Below are 19,775 nucleotides of genomic sequence, written 5' to 3'. Positions count from 1 at the left end.
CCTGGGTTTGGCTGTAGGCCGGGTAAGCGCAAGCGCTACCCGGCAACAACAATTAATTTAATCCTTCCGCTTTAAGCGCTGCGGCAACCGCCGGGCGTTCAGCCATCCGCGCCATATACGCCTCGATATGGCTTAATCCTGCCATATTCAACTTAACCGCATACGCCCAACGCAGTACGGTAAACAGATAGGCATCAGCAATGCTGAAGCGTGCGCCGCAAATCCACGGGTTGTCTTTCAGCGATTCGTTCACATACTGCATTTTTTTCTCAAGCAATGCGCGTACGGTTGGTTTGTACTCCTCTGGCGTGTCCGGGCGGAACAGTGGGGTAAAACCTTTATGTAGCTCTGTAGCAATATAGTTAAGCCATTCGATAGTTTTGTAGCGGGAGAGACTGCTGGTAGGGGCCAGGAGATGACGGTCTGGAACGGTATCTGCCAGATATTGCATGATGGCGACGCCTTCGGTCAGTAGTGTACCATCATCCAGCAACAGTGCGGGAACTTGTCCTTTCGGGTTTACCGCGAAAAAATCGTCGCCGTTTTCCAGGCGTTTCTTCATCAGATCAACACCATCCAGAGTGAAATCTTTACCGCTCTCACGAAGTGTGATGTGGGAAGCGAGAGAACAAGCGCCCGGTTTGTAGAACAGTTTCATCGGTAACTCCTTTTGGCTGAGGTATACCGTATGGTAGTGCTACCTGGAGCAAAAAAAAAGCCGCTAACAACAGTTAGCGGCCTGAAATTAAGTTTCCCTGAGAATTACGCTGTTGCGGCCTTAGCGGCTTTCTCATCGGCTTCGTCGTCCTGAGTCATACGATTCAGTTTCGGTGCCGTCAGCAGCATCAGAACAGCGATAACCGCCGTTGCAACACCAATCTGCAGGAACACGCGACCGTAGACTTCCAAAGACATCAGCGGATCGGTCACATTCTCCGGAACCGCCATCATGTTAGCCACGTAACCACCGATGATGTTTGCACCGGCAGTGGTCAGGAACCAGCTACCCATAATGAAGCCCATCAGACGCTGTGGAACCAACTGTGCCACCATCGCCAGGCCCAGACCAGAAATCATCAGTTCACCGATACTTTGCAGACCGTAGCAGATGATCAGCCAGTTAACAGAAACGATGCCCGCATCGGTCGCGAATTTAGCGCCCAGCGGCAGGATCAGGAACGCACCGGAACACAGCACCATACCAATCGCAAATTTGGTTGGCATCGGCAGCGTATCGCCCATCTTGTTATAGATAGCGGCGAGGATTGGGCTACCAATGATGATCCAGAACGGGTTCAGCGCCTGGTACTGTTCAGGTTCGAAAGCAATGCCCAGAATAGAGTGCTCAACGTTACGAATCGCAAAGAAGTTCAGTGAGGTCGGCATCTGGCTGTACAGTACGAAGAAGATAATCGCTTCCAGCATCAGAATGAAGGCGACGATCATTTTACGACGCGCAGCACCGTGCATGGTGAAGGCTTCTTTACCGAAGATAAACACGATACCGATGGCAATTACACCCAGAACCATACGTGCGATCTGCTGGTTGTGCAGCAGCCAGGTTGCAATCGCGATCAGCACCACAACACCAACGATGGTCAGCAGCAGGTTACGGAAGTTGATCGGCTCAAAGTCAGGCTTGGAACCGTACTGTTTAACCCAGCGCTGGCAGAAGGCGAAGTTAACAACGGTGATCAGCATACCCACAACGCTCAGGGCGAACGCGGTGCTCCAACCATAACGCGCTGCCAGCCACGGTGTTGCCAGCATAGAGAAGAATGAGCCGATGTTGACGGACATGTAGTACATGGTGAATGCACCATCAAGACGCGGGTCATCTTTGGCATAGCAGGTAGAAAGCAGGGAAGATGGGTTCGCTTTAAACAGGCCGTTACCGACCGCGATGGCTGCCATACCCATATAAACGATACCCGCATCGTGACCAGACCATGCAACCAGCGCATAACCAATGGCCAGGACAACGGCACCCAGCATAATGACGCGTTTTGTACCCAGAACTTTATCACCTAACCAGCCACCAATGGCAACAAGGCCATACACCAGGGCGCTAAAGGAGGAGAAAAGGGTGATGGAATCCGCTTCTGACATACCCAGTTGCTTCACCAGGTAGACGGCCATAATCCCTTGCAGGCCGTAATAACCAAAACGTTCCCATAGCTCAATTGAGAAAATGAGATAGAACGCTTTTGGTTGTTTGAAGGCGTTTAAACTGACGCTTTCTGTTGGTTTATTGTTTGCAGTAGACACTTTTACCTCTTTTTTTACATCCCATATCAACGGGGGTGTTCTGGTACGTGATGAGTCAAGTTCATCCGTCCGATTGTTATAGTGGGAGGGGAAACGGCAAGTAATGTTCACTATCTTGACCATTCAGACAAGGGGTTTGTAATAATCTGTTACATATAACTCAGATGGTGAAATCGTCGGGGCTGAGAAATGTTATCCAGCGTTAAATTTCTTCATATTGAGAATGGCAGATTTTTACACTGTCAGGATGGGGTTAAAATGGGAATGTGGCGATATGTTCTGCTATTTTGGCTTGAAGGTAGTGATATGGTCCATTATCTGAAAAATAGCCAGTGTAATGTTTTGTATCGAAACGAACCTGTCAGGTCATCTGATTGTCATTTTAACTACAAAATAATAAATATTTTACATAATGTTATCAGGGTGATCTTGATCACGGATGGATAGAAATTTCTACTATTAAAAAAACGATTAACCTACTCAGGTGTTAGTTCACAAGAATATTACATTAGATATGCAGGAAGGTACGGCATCATTGTCGGGAAATTAACGGTTGAGAAGTGCATAACTAATCGTTATGAAATAGGGGCCAGCGTTATGGCCCCATGTTGTCAGATATCGACTTTTTCTTTGAATTCGCAAAGATCTTCGATAATGCAGGAACCGCAACGTGGTTTTCTGGCTATGCAGGTGTAGCGACCATGAAGAATTAACCAGTGGTGGCAATCGACTTTAAATTCACTGGGGACGACTTTCAGCAGTTTCTCTTCGACCTGTTCGACGTTTTTACCTGGGGCAAATTGTGTCCGGTTACATACCCGGAAAATGTGGGTATCTACGGCAATCGTTGGCCAGCCGAAGGCGGTATTTAACACTACATTCGCCGTCTTGCGCCCAACGCCAGGCAGGGCTTCTAATGCGGCTCTGTCTTCCGGAACCTCGCCATTGTGCTTTTCCAGTAAAATGCGGCAGGTTTTAATCACGTTCTCCGCTTTGCTGTTAAACAAACCGATTGTCTTGATGTAGGACTTAACACCTTCAACGCCGAGTTCCAGCATCGCGGCAGGCGTATTAGCGACGGGGTAAAGCTTAGCTGTTGCTTTATTGACGCTGACATCGGTGGCCTGCGCGGAGAGCAAGACCGAAATCAGCAGTTCAAACGGTGATGTAAAATTAAGCTCGGTTGTCGGATGCGGATTGTTATCACGCAGGCGCGTCAGTATTTCCAGCCGTTTTGCTTTGTTCATTACACATTCCCTGTTTCACCCGCCGGGTCTGCTGCCATAGCGGCCTCGGCACGACGCTTCTTCATCTTTTCATCAATCAGATACTTAACAGCCAGCATCAGCCCCAGGCCAATGAATGCACCCGGCGGTAGCATGGCCAGCAGAAATGGTGTGTCAGTATGGAAGATCTCCACGCGCAGGACTTTGGCCCAATTGCCCAGCAGTCCGTCTGCGCCGTCGAACAATGTACCGTTACCTATGATTTCACGCAGCGATCCGAGAACAAACATGGCGCCGGTCGCCCCCATGCCAATAGAAAAACCATCGAGTGCGGATAATGCAGGGCCTTTTTTGGCGGCGAAGGCTTCTGCGCGGCCAACAACAATACAGTTGGTCACAATCAGCGGGATAAAGATACCCAGAGACTGATACAGGCCAAAGGCGTAGGCATTGATAAGCATTTGTACCGCACTCACTACGGAGGCGATGATCATGACATAAATGGGAATACGGATTTCGGGCGGTGTCCAGCGGCGTAGCGCTGAAATCGTCAGGTTTGTCAGGGTCAACACCAGCGTGGTCGCAAGCCCCAGACCTAACGCATTGGTTGCAGTAGAGGTAACGGCCAGCAACGGGCACATCCCGAGTAACTGTACAAGGGCGGAGTTATTTTTCCAAAGCCCCTGAACAATGACGTCTTTAATTTCGCTCATGGTTATTCTCCACAGGCGCTAAGTTGAGGAAGTTGCGCAGGCAGCGTCTGCGCATATAAACCGGCGCGTTTTACTGCATTCACCACCGCACGCGGCGTGATGGTTGCGCCCGTAAACTGGTCAAAGTCGCCGCCGTCTTTTTTCACCGCCCAGTGAGGGTCGTTCTCTGCACTAATCGTTTTGCCGCTAAAATGGGTTATCCAGTCTGACAGACGTAACTCGATTTTATCACCGAGGCCTGGTGTTTCATGATGTTCTGTTACCCGCGTACCCAGCACAGTACCGTTGAAATCTACACCAACCAGAAGTTGAATTGCGCCGGAATAACCATCGGGGGCCGTAGCCTCCAGAATTGCCGCAACCGGACGATCGTCCTGGCGGGCAATATACACTCGGTGGCTGCCTTTGCCTAACGCTGGCGCATCGACCAGATAACAACTCTCAGGCAAGTTATTATTGTAGCGTTCGCCAGGCAGAACCTGATCGAACAGTGCTTTTTGCTGCAGCGCGGCCTGTTCATCAATAGTGGACTTGGTTAATTGATTGATTGCCGCGGTTAACCCCGTCGAGCCCGCAGCAAACAGCGCCAGTGTAATACCGTGTTTACGAATCGTTTTCAGCATAGGGAGTCCTTAGCGATGTCCGTACACGCGAGGGCGAGTGTAATAATCAATCAGCGGAACCGTGATATTTGCCAGCAATACGGCAAAGGCTACACCGTCAGGATAACCGCCAAAACTGCGAATCAACCATACTAACAACCCCGCAAGTGCGCCAAAAATCAGGCGGCCACGGTTAGTTGTCGAGGCCGTAACGGGGTCGGTAAGAATAAAGAATGCACCCAGCATGGTTGCGCCGGAAAGCAGGTGCAACTGCGGTGATGCCAGAGAGTCTGGCGAGAAAATCCAGCCTAAAGTGGCGCAAACAGCGAGCGATATCAGGAAGCTCACCGGGATGTGCCAACGAATCGCTTTCTGCCATAACAACACGATGCCGCCCGCGAGCCAGGCAAGGTTAACCCACTGCCAACCCGCGCCCGCGAGCATGCCGCTGTAAATCGGATACTGCATCACCTGTTCAACGGTACGCCCTGCATGTAGTGACGTCTTAAAGGTGTCGAGAGGCGTTGCCTGACTGATGCCGTCGATCCCTATACGGAGCGTGTTCATATCGCTGCCGCCAGCGGTATGTCCGGTAAAGATAACGTTTAAAGCATCAAAAAAGCCGGGCACCGTAGCGGCAATTTCATGTGGTGGCAGCCAGCTTGTCATCTGCACCGGGAATGAGATCAACAGCACGACATAACCAATCATTGCCGGATTAAATGGATTCTGCCCAAGACCGCCATACAGCTGCTTGGCAATGATAACGGCGAAGACGGTACCCAGGATCACCATCCACCACGGAGCCAGGGGAGGAATACTGACGGCAAGCAGCAACCCTGTAAGCAGGGCGGAGTTGTCTTTCAGGATTGCGGCAACGGGCTGTTTACGTAGTTTAAGCACGCCCGCTTCGGCGGCGATGGCACTGACCGATGCCAGCACTATCTGGAACAATGTACCCCAGCCGAAGAACCACCATTGAGCGGCAATTCCTGGTAATGCAGCAATCAGAACCAGCATCATGATACGCGATGTCTGACGCTGGTTATGGGTATAAGGGGAGCTAGCTATTCTGAATACCATTTATTCCTCGTTTACAACCTGCTGCTGTGCGGCTTTCTTTGCCTGAGCGCGAGCAATAGCGGCCGCAACGGCGGCTTTACGTGGATCAATCGGCTCGGCTGTTTCCGTTACTGCCTGCTGCTCAAGCTTGCGGGCTTTGGCACGGGCAATTGCGGCTTCGACGGCAGCTTTGCGCGGGTCAATCGGTTCGGTTGTTTCCGTGGCTGCCTGCTGCTCAAGCTTGCGGGCTTTGGCACGGGCAATTGCGGCTTCGACGGCGGCTTTGCGCGGATCAACCGGTTCGGTTGTTTCCGTAGCTGCCTGCTGCTCAAGCTTGCGGGCTTTGGCTCGGGCAATTGCGGCTTCGACGGCAGCTTTGCGTGGATCCGCACCCGCTCTGCTGTCCTCATCTTTTGACGGATTATCAGTGCGTGCGGCGCGAGCCTGCGCTTTTCGCGCTTCACGTGCGGCAATCACTGCGCTGTTATCAGGTTTTTCACCCGCCTGAATGACAACCGGCTGCATAGCCTGGGCCTGTTTCTCTTTCACGCGAGCCAGTGCAGCAGCGATGGCATCATGATCTTTCGCTGCAGGTTGTACAGCTGCGCTTTTATGCCGCTCAAGACGCGCTGCTTTTTCACGTTCAAGGCGCGCCTGTCGGGCTTCAAATCGCGCTTTTGCTTCAGCCGCTCGTTTTTCTTCCTGACTAATGGCGTAAATCTCGGCTTTTTCCTGACGGAAATACTGCACCAGTGGAATGTTGCTTGGACATACCCAGGCGCAGGCACCGCATTCAATGCAGTCGGCGATATTGTGGGTTGTCGCTTTATCATGCTGCTGGCCTTTACTGAACCAGTAAAGTTGCTGCGGCAGAAGATCGGCAGGGCAGGCATCGGCACAGGCGCTACAGCGAATACAGCCTTTTTCTTCCTGCGGTTCACCCATTTCACTGGCAGAAGGCGCAAGCAGGCAGTTGCTGATCTTCACGATGGGAACATCCAGCCAGGGCAGGGTAAAGCCCATCAGCGGACCGCCCATGATCACCATCTGGTCAGCAGAAGGACAGAAACCTGCATCATTGAGCAGGTGACGAACAGGCGTACCCAATCGCGCCCAAACGTTGCCCGGGCGGCTGACTGCTTCGCCCGTTAGCGTGACCACACGCTCGGTGATTGGCTCGCCGTCAATAACGGCCCGCTTGACAGCATAGGCAGTCCCCACGTTTTGCATCAGCACCCCGATATCGGAGGAACGTCCACCGTGAGGAACCTGTTTCCCGGTCAGGATTTGCGTCAGTTGTTTGGCACCGCCTGACGGGTATTTAGTGGGAATGACTCGTAAGCTGATATCGTGAGAATCAGCCAACACTGCGCGCAGCATGGAGATAGCCTGCGGTTTGTTATCTTCAATACCCAGCAGGACTTCGCGCGGTTGAAGAATATGAGCAAGTATGCGGATACCTTCGACCACCTGGGCCGCGCAATCTTGCATTAAGCGGTCATCCGCGGTGATGTAGGGTTCACATTCAGCGGCGTTGATGATCAGTGTTTCAATTTTATCACCGCCACCCTGCAATTTGACGCCGGTTGGAAAACCTGCGCCGCCGAGTCCGGCAACACCGAATTGGTGAATACGGGCTATGAGCTCCTCGCGGCTGCGGGCACGATAATTTGCCCAGCCGTCACGCTCAATCCAGCGATCTTCGCCGTCCGCATCAATGATGACGCTAAGTTCAGCTAAAGCCGAAGGATGCGCGGTAGAGTGCGGGGCAATGGCAACAACGGTGCCGGAGGTCGGGGCGTGTACGGGCAACATTCTGCCGCGCCCACGGGTTAGCGCCTGACCACGCAGCACGGTGTCGCCCACATTGACACACAGTTCACCTTCAGCGCCAATATGCTGCTTCAACGGAATAATAAAGCGCGGAGCCAGCGGAACCTGCCGCAGCGGTGTCCCGTTAGACTGGGTTTTCATTTCAGGTGGGTGAATGCCGCCATCAAAGTCCCAGATTTTATTTTTTCTGAATGCGGAGAATAACTTAAGCATGTTGTTCCACAGGAATGATGCGCACAGGAATAGTGTTTAAATCCCACTTCCAGCTGTCAGGCGTCTCGGCGACCGGGCGTAATTCGATACATTGGGTCGGGCACGGATCAACGCACAAATTGCATCCGGTGCACAGATCGCTCATCACCGTGTGCATGGCACGCGTAGCGCCCACGATGGCATCGACCGGGCAGGCCTGAATGCATTTTGTGCAGCCGATACAGTTATTTTCATCAATCACCGCCAGCATACGAACGGGGGTAGCATCCTGCTCATCACCATCAATAGGTTGCGGATCGACGTTCAACAGGGTCGCAATTTTTAGCATCACCGCTTCGCCACCAGGGGCGCATCGGTTGATTTTTTCGCCCTGACAGCCAATAGCTTCAGCATAAGGACGGCAGCCCGGATAACCGCACTGCCCACACTGGCTTTGCGGGAGAATTTCATCAATTTTCTCCACGACTGGATCATCCTCGACGGCAAATCGACGAGAGGCATAACCCAAAATAGCGCCGAACGCCAGACCCAGCAGACTCACTGCGGCAACGGCAATCCAGATAGCATTCATTACAACTTCACCAAACCACTAAAGCCCATAAAGGCCAAAGACATTAAACCAGCGGTAATCAGCGCAATCGCATTACCGCGGAAGGGGGCAGGAACGTCTGCCACGGCGAGGCGTTCGCGAATTGCGGCGAACAGAACCATCACCAGTGAGAAGCCGACGGCGGCGGAAAAACCGTACAGCGCCGACTGTAAAAAATTATGCCCGAGGTTGATGTTCAGCAACGCTACACCTAATACCGCGCAGTTAGTGGTGATCAGCGGTAAGAAGATCCCCAGCAGGCGATACAGTGCAGGGCTGGTTTTGCGTACAACCATCTCGGTAAATTGCACCACCACGGCGATGACCAGAATGAAGGCCAGCGTGCGCAGGTAGATGAGATCGAGCGGGATGAGGATCCAGGTGTCAATCAGCCATGCGCAAATGGATGCCAGCGTCATTACAAAGGTCGTGGCGAGGCCCATACCCATTGCGGTTTCCAGTTTTTTGGAAACGCCCATAAAGGGGCATAAGCCCAGAAACTTGACCAGTACAAAGTTATTGACCAGTACAGTTCCGACAAACAGCAGCAGGTAATCAGTCATTTTTCGGCCTGAAATAAAAAAGCCGCCTATTATCTGACAATCTACAACAGGCGACAACAGGTTAACTGTAGGGTTATTACGGATTCACAAACGTCGTCTTAACGCGTTGCGAGCGTTTGAAATAGGGTACCAGCAGCGCAGCCGCCAACAAAGGGAACAGCAGCTGACGCACGGCAAACGCATCCGGAACAGGTGAGAATGCAAACGCTTTAATTGCCAGTAACACCGAGATCAGCAGCCATATAATATAGTGTTTTGGCACACAGGCTCTGCGTTTGAAAAACGCGATGGTCAGCCACAGCGTGTAGAACCACATGGCGATAGCGGTAATAAAGGAGACGCCCCATAGCAGCAAATTCGTCGTACTTTGCTCGCTCAGCGTGTGGAATGTCTGCGGTGTGGCCAACGCAGTGACATACAGCAGTAACGCCAGCGAAGCACTTAACAACGCGACTAACAGCCAGGCCAATGGCCCGAGTAGCCAGCCTCCGATACGTTGTGCCGGTGTTGTAGTCATTTCATCTCCAGGTTTACACGCGCGAACAGACATGCCGTTCATTTTGGGGCAATTATTATAAAGCTTTTAACGCCAGGCGCTACTTTCTTGTTTATTGCACGTAATGCCAGACGGACTTGGGCACCTGACCGACATCGAACAGGCGGCCTCCCGAAATGAGCTCGGCACGGCGGTGGTCTGCAGCGCGATACATATTGATAATGTCGCTATCGTCAGTAAGTGTGTAGTTAAGATGATCGAACAATTTTTCCAGACTTTCTAGCGAACTGATTTTGCGGAATTTTAATAAGTAATCCTGAACAGTCATAAAAGGCAATCCATATTAATAAAATAATACTAACGGAGTAGTAAATATTAAAAAACAACCAACGTTGTACAGGTAAACGCGAATTTGCGCGCAAATGTAAGAAGAGTTTTCAACCCTGTGGGAATCCAGGCGCTATTTACGCCTGCGGAAAGGGTAACGCGCTTCACGATCGCAGGCAATACGCGCTGGAGCGGGATGCGGCATAATTCGCTTTTTTTTTGACAAAAAATGATCTTTTACAGCCATACCCAGCAACCATCGCGGAGTTAACTGCCAGGCTATAACGGGCTGCGTATATTTATTTTTTCTGTACTGCAGCGACGGGTTCCGGTGGTTGGTAGTTGTCAATATGATTGGCAACACCCAACAGGATCACGGAGACCACGAGAACAATCCAACCTGTTAACTCAATAAGACGATTCATTACTGACGACATTTGCTTTGATTTATCCATAAACACAGGTAGCAAATGTTACTTATCAATAAATGATACAGCAAGAGTATTGGGAACGATTTCGATGACTTTTTCGCGGCAAGTTAACTCTAAGTGGCATATGTTTGACTTAAGTTAAGCAACAACCTTTGTAGCGCAAAGGTTATTAAACTATTGTGGCGCTACTATCTATGGTGTGAAATAGGCCAGATCTGAATTGAGAGGCAAAAACATGAGTGACAACATCCGCGTTGGGCTAATCGGTTACGGTTATGCCAGTAAAACTTTCCATGCCCCCCTGATTGTGGGCACTCCGGGTCTGGAACTGGTTGCGGTGTCCAGCAGTGATGAAACAAAAGTGAAGGCGGACTGGCCTTCGGTGGCGGTTGTTACTGAGCCTAAACACCTGTTTAACGATCCGAGTATCGACCTGATTGTGATCCCTACACCCAATGATACACACTTCCCGCTGGCGAAAGCGGCGCTGGAAGCAGGTAAGCATGTGGTTGTTGATAAGCCTTTCACTGTGACACTGTCACAAGCACGCGAGCTGGATGCGCTGGCCAGAAGCGTAGGGCGCCTGCTTTCTGTCTTCCATAACCGTCGCTGGGACAGCGATTTTCTGACGCTGAAAGCCTTGCTGGCTGATGGCGCGTTGGGTGAGGTGGCTTATTTTGAATCTCATTTCGATCGCTTCCGCCCGCAGGTCCGTGACCGCTGGCGTGAACAGGGTGGCCCGGGGAGTGGTATCTGGTATGACTTAGCGCCGCATCTTTTAGATCAGGCAATTAACCTGTTTGGCTTGCCGGTGAGTCTGACGGTCGATCTGGCACAGCTCCGTCCAGGGGCGCAGTCGACAGATTACTTCCATGCCATCCTGACGTATCCGCAGCGTCGGGTGATTCTGCACGGAACGATGCTGGCAGCGGCTGAGTCTGCTCGTTATATCGTTCACGGATCGCGTGGCAGCTATGTGAAGTATGGTCTGGACCCACAAGAGGAACGTCTTAAAAATGGTGAGCGGCTGCCACAGGAAGACTGGGGTTATGACATGCGTGATGGTGTACTGACACGCATGGAAGGTGATGAGCAGGTGGAAGAAACCTGGTTAACCGTGCCAGGTAATTATCCGGCTTACTATGCGGGAATCCGTGATGCGCTGAATGGTAACGGCGAGAACCCGGTTCCAGCCAGACAAGCCATTCAAATCATGGAACTGATTGAGTTGGGCATTGAATCGGCGAAACACCGATCGACGCTGTGCCTTGCCTGATAATGCCAATGTCGGATGTCGAGGCATCTTATCTGGCCTACAATGCAATGTAGGCCAGATAAGCGTTAGCGCCATCCGGCAATAAAGCCATTACGCTGCGGCGACTTTCTCACGCAGTGCTTGTTTCTCTTCATTGCTCAGGAACGCCATTTCCAGGCCATTGATTTGCGCCTGGCGAATCTGTTCACGCGTCAATCCTGCAGCCGGAGCGGCTACGGTGTATTCGTGAATAATATCCACACCCTGAACCGCCGGGTCGTCCGTATTCAGACTGGCCAGTACACCGTGTTCAAGGAATGTTTTCAGCGGATGCGTCGTCAGTGAGGCGACGGTACTGGTTTGAATATTCGATGTAAGACAGGATTCAATGCCGATGCGCTGCTCGGCGAGAAAATCCATCAGGGCGCGATCTTCGACGGCTTTTACGCCGTGGCCAATACGTTCTGCTCCCAGTTCTCTGATAGCTTGCCAGATGCTTTCCGGGCCTGCCGCTTCACCTGCATGAACCGTGATATGCCAGCCAGCGTCGCGTGCACGGTTGAAATGGGACAGGAACAAACTGCCCGGGAAACCGAGTTCATCGCCGGCCAAATCCAGTGCGGTGATGTGATCACGATGCGCTAACAGTGCATCCAGTTCCTGCAAACAGGCAGCTTCGCCGAAAGTACGGCTCATAATTCCAATTAAGCGAGCTTCAACGCCGAACGTTTTACAGCCTTCGCGTACGCCTGCAATAACGGCTTCAACCACACCTGCAACGGGGAGTTGATGGGCCATCGCCATATAGCCTGGGGAAAAACGTAGTTCAACGTAATGCAGACCATTACGTGCGGCATCCTCAATATTCTCAAATGCGACGCGGCGACAGGCATCCAGCGAGGCCAGCACTTTGACACCCCAGTCAAGCTTTGACAAAAAACTGACCAAATCAGGCTCAGTTGACGTTACCTGCACGTGAGGGATCAGCATTTCAAGTGTTTGAGCAGGAAGCGTTAAATTAAACTGACGACCAAGATCCAGGATCGTTTGGGCACGGATGTTCCCATCAAGGTGGCGATGGACGTCGGTTAAAGGAAGGGAAGTATCAATCATGGTCGCACTCATGTTTTTAGGTAAAGTGCGCAGTATTATAAGAATAAATCGGGATAAAAATCTATGTTGCGCAATGATTAATTTCATTGCGCAACTTTAGTTAGCGAAGAGAGCGCAGGGCGTTAATTAATCCCTGAACACCTTTCTCAAGTTTTGAGCGGGGGCATCCGGTATTCAGGCGTACAAAACCGCACCCTTCCTCTCCGTAGGTCGAACCTGGCATGATCGCCACTTTTTGCTGGTGGATAAGCGCATTTTGTAACGCCTGATCATCAACCCTGAGCGGACGTAAATCTATCCAGGCCAGATAGGTGGATTGCGGGATCTGCCAGTTAAGTTCAGGGAACGCGGTATTAAGTTCATCAGCAACATAATGCAGGTTGCCGACAAGATAATCCCGTAAGGCATCCAACCAGCGCTCACCTTGCTGATAGGCGGCAATATGTGCGGTGAGTGCCAGCACCGCAGGGGAAGACAATCCATCGCGTCCCTTTAGCGCACTGAGATAATCGTTGCGACTATTGGCGTCTTCGATGATCCCATACGCTCCGGTTAATGCCGGGATATTGAAGCTCTTGGAGCCGGAGGTGAGTAGCGCCCAGTCGCCGCGTGCGACATTGAACCACGGGATATGCGGTTGCTCTCCCCAAACCATATCCATATGGATTTCATCGGAAATGACGTTGACACCATGTCGCTGGCATAAGTCAGCCATGGTTTCCAGTTCCTCGTGCGTCCACACTTTGCCCGTTGGATTTTGTGGGCTACACAGCAGAAGAATTTTACTCTCTGGCCGTGAGAGAGCTGCTTCCAGCTTTGCCATGTCGCAATACCAACCGTCGCTCCGCTTTTCCAGACCGACGGGGAGCACTGTGCGCTGGTTGCCCTCGATGGCCTTGTAGAATGCATCGTAAGCTGGCGTATGGACAACTACCGCGTCGCCAGCAGACGACCACTGGCGGATGAGTTCTGAGACCATATAGATAACTGAGGGGCCATATACCAGCGATTGAGGATCGATCCGGGTATTGTGACGAGTTAGAAACCAGTGGCTAATGGCCGCCAAAAACTCGTCATTTTTCCAGCGGCTGTATCCTAATACACCGTGTGACAGGCGCTGTGTCAGCGCCTCCAGAATGCAAGGGGCCGTAGCAAAATCCATATCAGAGATGGTGAACGGCAGCAGATCGGCAGTGCCAAAACGGTCGGCAACGTAATCCCACTGAGTACACCAGGTACCATGCCTGTCCACAACCTTTGAAAAATCAAACATGTCGTTGTCCTCACGCCTGTACGGTGTTCATCAGAACTGCGATTTCGTCTTTCACTGACTGGACCTGCGGGCCAATAACGACCTGAAGGTTATGCTGATTGAGCTGTACCACGCCAATGGCCCGGTTGTCTTTCAGTGCCTGGACATTTACGCGTGACATATCTTTGACCGACAAGCGCAAACGCGTAATGCAGTTATCCAGACTAACGATATTCTCCGCGCCACCCAATGCCGCCAGAATTGCCGGGACATTGTAGCCAGATTTACCGGGTGTGCCTGCCATCACTTTCTCGATATTGCTGGCAATTTCGACATCACGGCCCGGTGTCTTCAGATTAAAGCGGGTGATCGCGAAGCGGAAGATAACGTAGTACACCGAAAACCAGATGGCCGCGACAACAGGGACCAGATACCACTTGGTGGACAACCCGTGCAGGATCCCGAACACCACGAAGTCAATCAGGTTACCGTCTGTGTTGCCGATAGTCACACCGAGCACCGCCATCACGGTAAAGCCGAGGCCGGTCAATAAGGCGTGGATCACGTACAGAACTGGGGCAACGAACAAGAACAAGAATTCCAGTGGTTCGGTGGTACCGCCAATGACGCAGGCAATCAGACCAGAAATTAATAACCCTTTAATTTTATGTCGATTCTCAGGACGAGCACAGTGATACATCGCTAATGCTGCACCCGGCAAACCACCGAGGAACGCCGGCATTTTACCCTGGGACAGGAAGCGGGTTGCGCTTTCAGAGAAGCCTTGCGTTGTCGGGCAGCTCAGCTGCGCCTGGAAAATAGTCAATGCGCCACTGACGCTATGACCACACACTTCCTGGGTACCGCCCGCTTCAGTAAAACGAATGAGGGCCACCAGAATATGGTGCAGGCCAAAAGGCAGCAGCAGGCGTTCGCCGGTACCAAACAGCATCGGACCAAATTCACCTGCGCTGTTGATGATATTGCCGAGCCCGGTGATACCCATCGCAAATACAGGCCAGATCAGAGGGATAACTAATCCAACCAGCCCCATGACCAGTGAAGAGATGATGGGGACAAAACGGGTGCCGCCGAAGAAAGCCAATGCGTCCGGCAGACGGATATTGTGGAAGCGTTCATGCAGCATCCAGACAATGATCCCAGCGATGACGGCACCGAGGATCCCGGTGTCGATCGACTGGATCCCCAGGATGTTTTGGATGTTATTGGCCTTCAGGATTGCTGCATCAGTGGTAGGTAAAATCCCTTTCGCCGTCAACCAGAAGTTAACGGCAAGGTTCATGACTGCATAACCAACAAACCCGCCAAATGCCGCCACACCTTTGTTCTCGCGCGCCAGACCGAGAGGAATAGCAATACAAAACATCACGGGTAAGAAACTAAAGGCGAAAGAGCCGACTTTACTCATCCAGGTAAAAAGAGCCTGAAGCACCGGGTTACCCAATGCGGGGATCAGCGTTAAGACATCATGACTGCTTAATGAACTGCCGATCCCCAACATGATCCCGCAGAAGGAGAGCAGAGCCACGGGCAACATAAAGGTTTTGCCCAACTGCTGGAAAAATTCCCATAACGTTATTTTTGGTGTGGTTCTCGTCGTCATCTAACGACTCCTCGTGAAAGCTCGGTGACTAATGATGGCGAGAAGATAAAACGTTTTACCTAATTTTAGTGCGGTATAAATCACATTATCGAATGATAATACGGCGTATAACTATAACCGATTGATAAAACGTTTTATCCGTCACGTTATCAGGGAGTTTTCTGTTTTTATGGCTATAGCCAAAAAAATAACCATTCATGATGTTGCGCTGGCTGCCGGGGTTTCGGTCAGTACAGTCTCATTGGTGCTTAGTGGAAAAGGGCGTATCTCATCCGCAACCGGGGAGCGGGTAAACGCAGCCATTGAGCAGTTGGGGTTCGTACGTAATCGTCAGGCATCGGTGCTGCGTGGCGGTCAGAGTGGTGTGGTCGGGCTGATTGTGCGCGATCTGTCTGCGCCATTTTATGCTGAACTGACGGCAGGCCTGACGGAAGCATTAGAAGCACAGGGTCGGATGGTCTTTCTTTTACACGGCGGCAAAGACGGTGAGCAATTGGCTCAGCGTTTTGCGATGCTACTTAATCAGGGCGTGGATGGCGTAGTCATTGCAGGTGCAGCTGATAGCAGTGATGCGCTGCGACAACTGGCTGAAGAAAAAGGGATTCCGGTCGTATTTGCCTCACGAGCCAGTTACCTGGATGACGTCGACACGGTACGACCCGACAACATGCAGGCAGCGCAATTGTTGGTTGAGCATCTCATTCGGCACGGCCACCAGCGAATCGCGTGGCTGGGGGGACAGAGTTCTTCTTTAACCCGCGCAGAGCGTGTCGGCGGCTATTGTGCGACGCTGCTAAAATATGGTTTACCGTTTCATAGTGATTGGGTTCTTGAGTGTTCATCCAGTCAAAAGCAGGCTGCCGAAGCCGTTGCTGCACTGTTACGCCGCAACCCGACGATCAGCGCCGTAGTGTGTTACAACGAAACCATCGCTGTTGGTGCCTGGTTTGGTTTGATGAGAGCGGGGCGTCAGAGCGGCGAAATTGGCGTCGATCGCTATTTTGAACAGCAAGTTTCACTGGCAGGATTTGCGGATGTGGCGGAAAACGCGCTGGATGACATTCCCATTATCTGGGCCAGTACCCCGGCACGCGAAATGGGTTATACCCTGGCTGAACGTATACTGCAGCGCATTGGTAATGATGACAGCCATTCCCGCAATCTGACGCTTTCCGCCCGACTGGTCACGCAGAAGTAGCTTGGCGAAGATCAAAAGCCCGATAAGCGGTATTATCGGGCCTGGTTCAGAGAAGAATTACTGTTGTGGAACTGCCGGAGCATCCGGTTCGCCAAGGGTCGGCATACCGAACATACCAACAAACTCATCCAGCGGCATCTTCTGCCCGTTGAGCGTTACCTGGCCATTGGTGTACTGCAGGCTGGAGCCGATAGTGTTGTCCTGCATCGTGGTAATGCGGAACATCTGCCCCATCGCAGCCATGCCATTGACCTGCTGTTTAGCCAGCTCCGCGGCTTGCTCCTGCTGATAGCCCTCAATTTTGGCTATCTGTGTCATGAACTCAGTCGCCATATCCACAGGAATAGTCAGCTTCGCGTCCAGTGATTTGACTGAACGATCCACTTCCTGAGCCAGCGTTTGTGGCTCTTCTTTGGTCGCGGTTGGATCTTTGAGCAGCAGCGACAGATTAAACGTCGTTTCGCCTTTCGCATTTTTCCAGCTTAACGGCGCAATGGTGATTACTGGTTCACCTTTCATCAGAATGGGCAGCGCATTAAAGAACGCTTCCGTGACTTTCTGCTGATACAGCTCTGGGTTTTGGACGACATCAATCTGCGACATTAGCACCTTGGTTTGGGCACTGTACTGCTGGCTGAACTGATGCAGGGCTTCACCGTCAATCTGACCCACTTTCAGCGTTAGCTTACCGCTACCCAAATCCTGACCCTGTAATTTAAGGCTGTTCAGGGTGTAATCCAACTGACTGTTCACGGTTTTTCCATCGTTAATCAGATCGGATTTACCATCAATTCCCATCCCTTCCAGCACGGCCAGTTCTTTGCCTTCGACCGATATCGACAGCTTATCGAGAGACAGCTTCTGGTCGCCGATGCGTTCACCAAAACTGGCGACACTGCTGGATCCTTCGGTTGTCAGGTTATTAAAGGTAATTTGCACCTTCTGATCGTATTCGTTGACTGCATTAACCTGACCGCTTTGCGCAGTGCCCGTCAGGGAAACCGCGTTACCGTCTTTATCTGCGGTGAACTGGAATTCCCCACCGCTAAAGGCCACTTTTTCGTCGCCTTTCTCGTAGTTCAACGGTTTAAGGGAAAGATCGGAACGGGTGTCGCCACTATAGCTAATACGGGAGTTGATGACAAAAGGAGACTCGCCTTTGGCTATATCAAACAATGACTTAGTGACATCGTTATTCACCAGTGTTGTTCTCACCGAAGCCATAGCAGGAATGAGGTTCAATGACTTAAGCTGGGTTAACGGGAAGGGGCCGTGATCCACCGTTTCATCCAGAACGATAGTTTGGCCTGCTTTCAGCCATGCGTTTTCCTGTCCGGCGATGGGCTTCACTACCAGTTGCAGTTGGCTATTGAACACGCCGCGCTGGTAGTTTTGATAACTCAGTTCAATTCCTGCCTCAGGTGAGTAGCGTTTGATCTGATCATTTGCCTGCGTCACCATCTCAGCGAGATGCGTTTCCAGTTTCTTTCCGGTGTACCAGGCGCCGCCCGTCCAGACGATACCCAGCGCAACCACCACACCCGCAGCTACCAGCGATTTTTTCATTTCGATATCCATAAAATAAAACCAGGCGTTTGAAGACGCCTGGAGGAGTGACATGTTTTTAACTCTCTACTAGCTTAGCAAGAGTTGTCAAAAATATCAGTATCTTGCTAGAGCTTGTTGTAAACACGCGCTAAACGGCCGACGCCGCTGACACTTATTGGCGATTCATTCGCACTAATAAATGCGGATTCACCCGGTTTTAGTACCAGACGTTGATCGCCTTTACTCAGTAGCGCTTCACCTTCGATGCAGAACAAAATCGCCGCACTGTGCTGGCTAATTACGGCTTCTCCGGCAGACAGTTCATGCAGGGAGAAGGCGAAATCATCAACCGGGATCGGGAAGTCGAGTTCACCACCGGTTTTGACCGGCGTGGTCAACAGTTGGTTCGCCGGTTTTGCGACAAATTTAACGTTGGCCACCAGCTCCGGAATATCGATATATTTCGGTGTCAGCCCTGCACGCAGCACGTTATCTGAGTTTGCCATGACCTCAAGTGCCACACCTTGCAGATAGGCGTGCGGCGTTTCGGCGAACAGGAACATCGCTTCGCCAGGATTTAGCTTCACCACATTCAGCAGCAGTGGGGAGAAAAGACCGCTGTCGTTCGGGTAGACATCAGCGATAAGGCGAATAGTCTGCCACGGTTCGCCTTGCTGGCTGTTAAGGGCTGATTTCAGTATTGCCAGTGCATGCGATTTTTCCTGGTCCTGCATATTTAACAGGCTGGCGAAAAGGTAGCTCAGGCGCTCGGCACCGGGTTCCTGCAAAAAGTGAGCAATGGCAGGATGTGCGCCCGCAACCGGTTGCAACAACGCAACGATGTCAGAGAACTCGCGAAACGCATTCATCGCCAGGAATGGCGTCAGGGCAAAAACCAGTTCTGGCTTGTGGTTCGGATCTTTGTAGTTACGCTCAGCGGCATCCATCGGGATCCCGGCAGCGTTTTCTTTGGCGAAACCTATCTCAGAGTTGTGTTTGTTTGGATGGACCTGAATAGAAAGGGGTTGAGCGGCGCAGAGCACTTTAAACAGGAAGGGCAGTTCGCCAAAGCGTTTTGCTACCGCATCGCCCAACAGTGCGGATTTATCGTGCTCGATAACATCGCGCAGAGCAACGGGTTGGCCATCGGCCCCTTGAACCTGAGAGCTGCTTTTCGGATGAGCACCCATCCACAGCTCGGCCATTGGCTGCTGGGTTGGGTTGGCAATGCCATAAAGTTCCGTTAACGCAGTTTTACTTCCCCAGGCGTAGTGTTGCACTGAGTTGATCAGTTTTTGCATTATCAATGCCCTGTTTCAATGTTGAAAAATCTCTGGCTATTAAACCAAGAAACCCCGGTCGAAGTAACCTGCACGTGCAAAAAGTCGTACTAGTCTCAGTTTTTGTTAAAAAATTGTGTAGGATATGGTGACTCGCTTTTAATACCCTGAGTAATTCTGGT

At 51.5% G+C, this 19,775-nt stretch carries 19 protein-coding genes; 2 read left to right on the top strand and 17 right to left on the bottom strand.

What is annotated here, in order from left to right:
- Positions 1-52 precede the first annotated feature (52 nt).
- From gstA to blr, 12 genes are all read right to left on the bottom strand, one after another.
- Entirely contained in the window at positions 53-658 is a 606-nt protein-coding gene (gene gstA / locus SK32_RS06020; protein ID WP_048211751.1) for a glutathione transferase GstA, read from the bottom strand.
- Positions 659-762: 104 nt separating this feature from the next.
- A complete protein-coding gene (dtpA, locus tag SK32_RS06015; RefSeq protein WP_048211750.1) occupies positions 763-2,268 on the bottom strand; it encodes a dipeptide/tripeptide permease DtpA in 1,506 nt (501 codons plus the stop codon).
- 611 nt (positions 2,269-2,879) lie between these two features.
- Positions 2,880-3,515: an endonuclease III gene (gene nth, locus SK32_RS06010; protein WP_048211749.1), complete on the bottom strand. Its 636-nt coding sequence runs from the start codon at positions 3,513-3,515 to the stop codon at positions 2,880-2,882.
- Positions 3,515-4,207 (bottom strand): electron transport complex subunit E, encoded by a 693-nt coding sequence (locus SK32_RS06005; RefSeq protein WP_048211748.1) that lies wholly within the window; start codon positions 4,205-4,207, stop codon positions 3,515-3,517. The genes nth and SK32_RS06005 overlap by 1 nt, the downstream gene beginning before the upstream one ends.
- Before the next feature lie 2 nt (positions 4,208-4,209).
- Entirely contained in the window at positions 4,210-4,830 is a 621-nt protein-coding gene (gene rsxG / locus SK32_RS06000) for an electron transport complex subunit RsxG (RefSeq protein WP_048211747.1), read from the bottom strand.
- A 9-nt stretch (positions 4,831-4,839) separates the two neighbouring features.
- Positions 4,840-5,892 carry an electron transport complex subunit RsxD gene (rsxD, locus tag SK32_RS05995; RefSeq protein ID WP_048211746.1) on the bottom strand — a complete coding sequence of 351 codons (1,053 nt, stop codon included), beginning with the start codon at positions 5,890-5,892 and terminating at the stop codon, positions 4,840-4,842.
- Positions 5,893-7,917: an electron transport complex subunit RsxC gene (gene rsxC / locus SK32_RS05990; RefSeq protein ID WP_048211745.1), complete on the bottom strand. Its 2,025-nt coding sequence runs from the start codon at positions 7,915-7,917 to the stop codon at positions 5,893-5,895.
- Complete coding sequence (gene rsxB / locus SK32_RS05985; RefSeq protein WP_005121200.1) at positions 7,910-8,488, bottom strand: electron transport complex subunit RsxB; 579 nt, start codon at positions 8,486-8,488, stop codon at positions 7,910-7,912. The genes rsxC and rsxB overlap by 8 nt, the downstream gene beginning before the upstream one ends.
- Positions 8,488-9,069, bottom strand: a complete 582-nt coding sequence (gene rsxA, locus SK32_RS05980; protein ID WP_005121199.1) for an electron transport complex subunit RsxA — start codon at positions 9,067-9,069, stop codon at positions 8,488-8,490. Before rsxA ends, rsxB begins: the two co-directional genes overlap by 1 nt.
- Positions 9,070-9,145: 76 nt before the next feature.
- Positions 9,146-9,586: a DUF2569 domain-containing protein gene (locus SK32_RS05975; protein ID WP_048211744.1), complete on the bottom strand. Its 441-nt coding sequence runs from the start codon at positions 9,584-9,586 to the stop codon at positions 9,146-9,148.
- 91 nt (positions 9,587-9,677) lie between these two features.
- Positions 9,678-9,893: a transcription modulator YdgT gene (gene ydgT, locus SK32_RS05970; RefSeq protein WP_003832804.1), complete on the bottom strand. Its 216-nt coding sequence runs from the start codon at positions 9,891-9,893 to the stop codon at positions 9,678-9,680.
- A gap of 298 nt (positions 9,894-10,191) precedes the next feature.
- Complete coding sequence (gene blr / locus SK32_RS05965; protein WP_040233850.1) at positions 10,192-10,317, bottom strand: division septum protein Blr; 126 nt, start codon at positions 10,315-10,317, stop codon at positions 10,192-10,194.
- A gap of 241 nt (positions 10,318-10,558) precedes the next feature.
- Between blr and SK32_RS05960 the strand changes: the two genes are divergently transcribed.
- The gene (locus SK32_RS05960) at positions 10,559-11,599 is read left to right on the top strand and encodes an oxidoreductase (RefSeq protein WP_048211743.1); all 1,041 of its coding nucleotides are present in this window, start codon (positions 10,559-10,561) and stop codon (positions 11,597-11,599) included.
- Positions 11,600-11,689: 90 nt separating this feature from the next.
- On the opposite strand, the gene add is transcribed toward SK32_RS05960, so the two are convergent.
- From add to malX, 3 genes are all read right to left on the bottom strand, one after another.
- The gene (gene add, locus SK32_RS05955; RefSeq protein ID WP_048211742.1) at positions 11,690-12,691 is read right to left on the bottom strand and encodes an adenosine deaminase; all 1,002 of its coding nucleotides are present in this window, start codon (positions 12,689-12,691) and stop codon (positions 11,690-11,692) included.
- Positions 12,692-12,791: 100 nt separating this feature from the next.
- A complete protein-coding gene (locus tag SK32_RS05950) occupies positions 12,792-13,964 on the bottom strand; it encodes a MalY/PatB family protein (RefSeq protein ID WP_048211741.1) in 1,173 nt (390 codons plus the stop codon).
- A gap of 10 nt (positions 13,965-13,974) precedes the next feature.
- On the bottom strand, positions 13,975-15,567 hold the full coding sequence (gene malX / locus SK32_RS05945) for a maltose/glucose-specific PTS transporter subunit IIBC (RefSeq protein ID WP_048211740.1): 1,593 nt from the start codon (positions 15,565-15,567) through the stop codon (positions 13,975-13,977).
- A 169-nt stretch (positions 15,568-15,736) separates the two neighbouring features.
- Here malX and SK32_RS05940 point away from each other — a divergent pair, with 169 nt between their 5' ends.
- On the top strand, positions 15,737-16,765 hold the full coding sequence (locus tag SK32_RS05940; RefSeq protein ID WP_048211739.1) for a Mal regulon transcriptional regulator MalI: 1,029 nt from the start codon (positions 15,737-15,739) through the stop codon (positions 16,763-16,765).
- Between the two features lie 57 nt (positions 16,766-16,822).
- Here SK32_RS05940 and SK32_RS05935 read toward each other — a convergent pair whose 3' ends face one another.
- Complete coding sequence (locus SK32_RS05935) at positions 16,823-18,331, bottom strand: YdgA family protein (protein ID WP_048212590.1); 1,509 nt, start codon at positions 18,329-18,331, stop codon at positions 16,823-16,825.
- A gap of 107 nt (positions 18,332-18,438) precedes the next feature.
- Positions 18,439-19,614, bottom strand: a complete 1,176-nt coding sequence (gene manA / locus SK32_RS05930) for a mannose-6-phosphate isomerase (RefSeq protein WP_005121190.1) — start codon at positions 19,612-19,614, stop codon at positions 18,439-18,441.
- Positions 19,615-19,775 lie beyond the last annotated feature (161 nt).

This window comes from Citrobacter sp. MGH100, from assembly GCF_001034465.1.
Taxonomy (GTDB): Bacteria; Pseudomonadota; Gammaproteobacteria; order Enterobacterales; family Enterobacteriaceae; genus Citrobacter; species Citrobacter youngae.
This window is presented reverse-complemented; position numbering and strand designations above follow the sequence as displayed.

What these genes read in the sequence shown, in the direction of transcription:
- rsxB (WP_005121200.1), bottom strand. Translation starts at nt 8,488, where the DNA reads ATGAATGCTATCTGGATTGCCGTTGCCGCAGTGAGTCTGCTGGGTCTG.
- rsxD (WP_048211746.1), bottom strand. Translation starts at nt 5,892, where the DNA reads ATGGTATTCAGAATAGCTAGCTCCCCTTATACCCATAACCAGCGTCAG.
- blr (WP_040233850.1), bottom strand. Translation starts at nt 10,317, where the DNA reads ATGAATCGTCTTATTGAGTTAACAGGTTGGATTGTTCTCGTGGTCTCC.
- SK32_RS05940 (WP_048211739.1), top strand. Translation starts at nt 15,737, where the DNA reads ATGGCTATAGCCAAAAAAATAACCATTCATGATGTTGCGCTGGCTGCC.
- SK32_RS05975 (WP_048211744.1), bottom strand. Translation starts at nt 9,586, where the DNA reads ATGACTACAACACCGGCACAACGTATCGGAGGCTGGCTACTCGGGCCA.
- ydgT (WP_003832804.1), bottom strand. Translation starts at nt 9,893, where the DNA reads ATGACTGTTCAGGATTACTTATTAAAATTCCGCAAAATCAGTTCGCTA.
- gstA (WP_048211751.1), bottom strand. Translation starts at nt 658, where the DNA reads ATGAAACTGTTCTACAAACCGGGCGCTTGTTCTCTCGCTTCCCACATC.
- SK32_RS06005 (WP_048211748.1), bottom strand. Translation starts at nt 4,207, where the DNA reads ATGAGCGAAATTAAAGACGTCATTGTTCAGGGGCTTTGGAAAAATAAC.
- nth (WP_048211749.1), bottom strand. Translation starts at nt 3,515, where the DNA reads ATGAACAAAGCAAAACGGCTGGAAATACTGACGCGCCTGCGTGATAAC.
- SK32_RS05935 (WP_048212590.1), bottom strand. Translation starts at nt 18,331, where the DNA reads ATGAAAAAATCGCTGGTAGCTGCGGGTGTGGTGGTTGCGCTGGGTATC.
- SK32_RS05960 (WP_048211743.1), top strand. Translation starts at nt 10,559, where the DNA reads ATGAGTGACAACATCCGCGTTGGGCTAATCGGTTACGGTTATGCCAGT.
- malX (WP_048211740.1), bottom strand. Translation starts at nt 15,567, where the DNA reads ATGACGACGAGAACCACACCAAAAATAACGTTATGGGAATTTTTCCAG.
- rsxA (WP_005121199.1), bottom strand. Translation starts at nt 9,069, where the DNA reads ATGACTGATTACCTGCTGCTGTTTGTCGGAACTGTACTGGTCAATAAC.
- add (WP_048211742.1), bottom strand. Translation starts at nt 12,691, where the DNA reads ATGATTGATACTTCCCTTCCTTTAACCGACGTCCATCGCCACCTTGAT.
- rsxG (WP_048211747.1), bottom strand. Translation starts at nt 4,830, where the DNA reads ATGCTGAAAACGATTCGTAAACACGGTATTACACTGGCGCTGTTTGCT.
- SK32_RS05950 (WP_048211741.1), bottom strand. Translation starts at nt 13,964, where the DNA reads ATGTTTGATTTTTCAAAGGTTGTGGACAGGCATGGTACCTGGTGTACT.
- manA (WP_005121190.1), bottom strand. Translation starts at nt 19,614, where the DNA reads ATGCAAAAACTGATCAACTCAGTGCAACACTACGCCTGGGGAAGTAAA.
- rsxC (WP_048211745.1), bottom strand. Translation starts at nt 7,917, where the DNA reads ATGCTTAAGTTATTCTCCGCATTCAGAAAAAATAAAATCTGGGACTTT.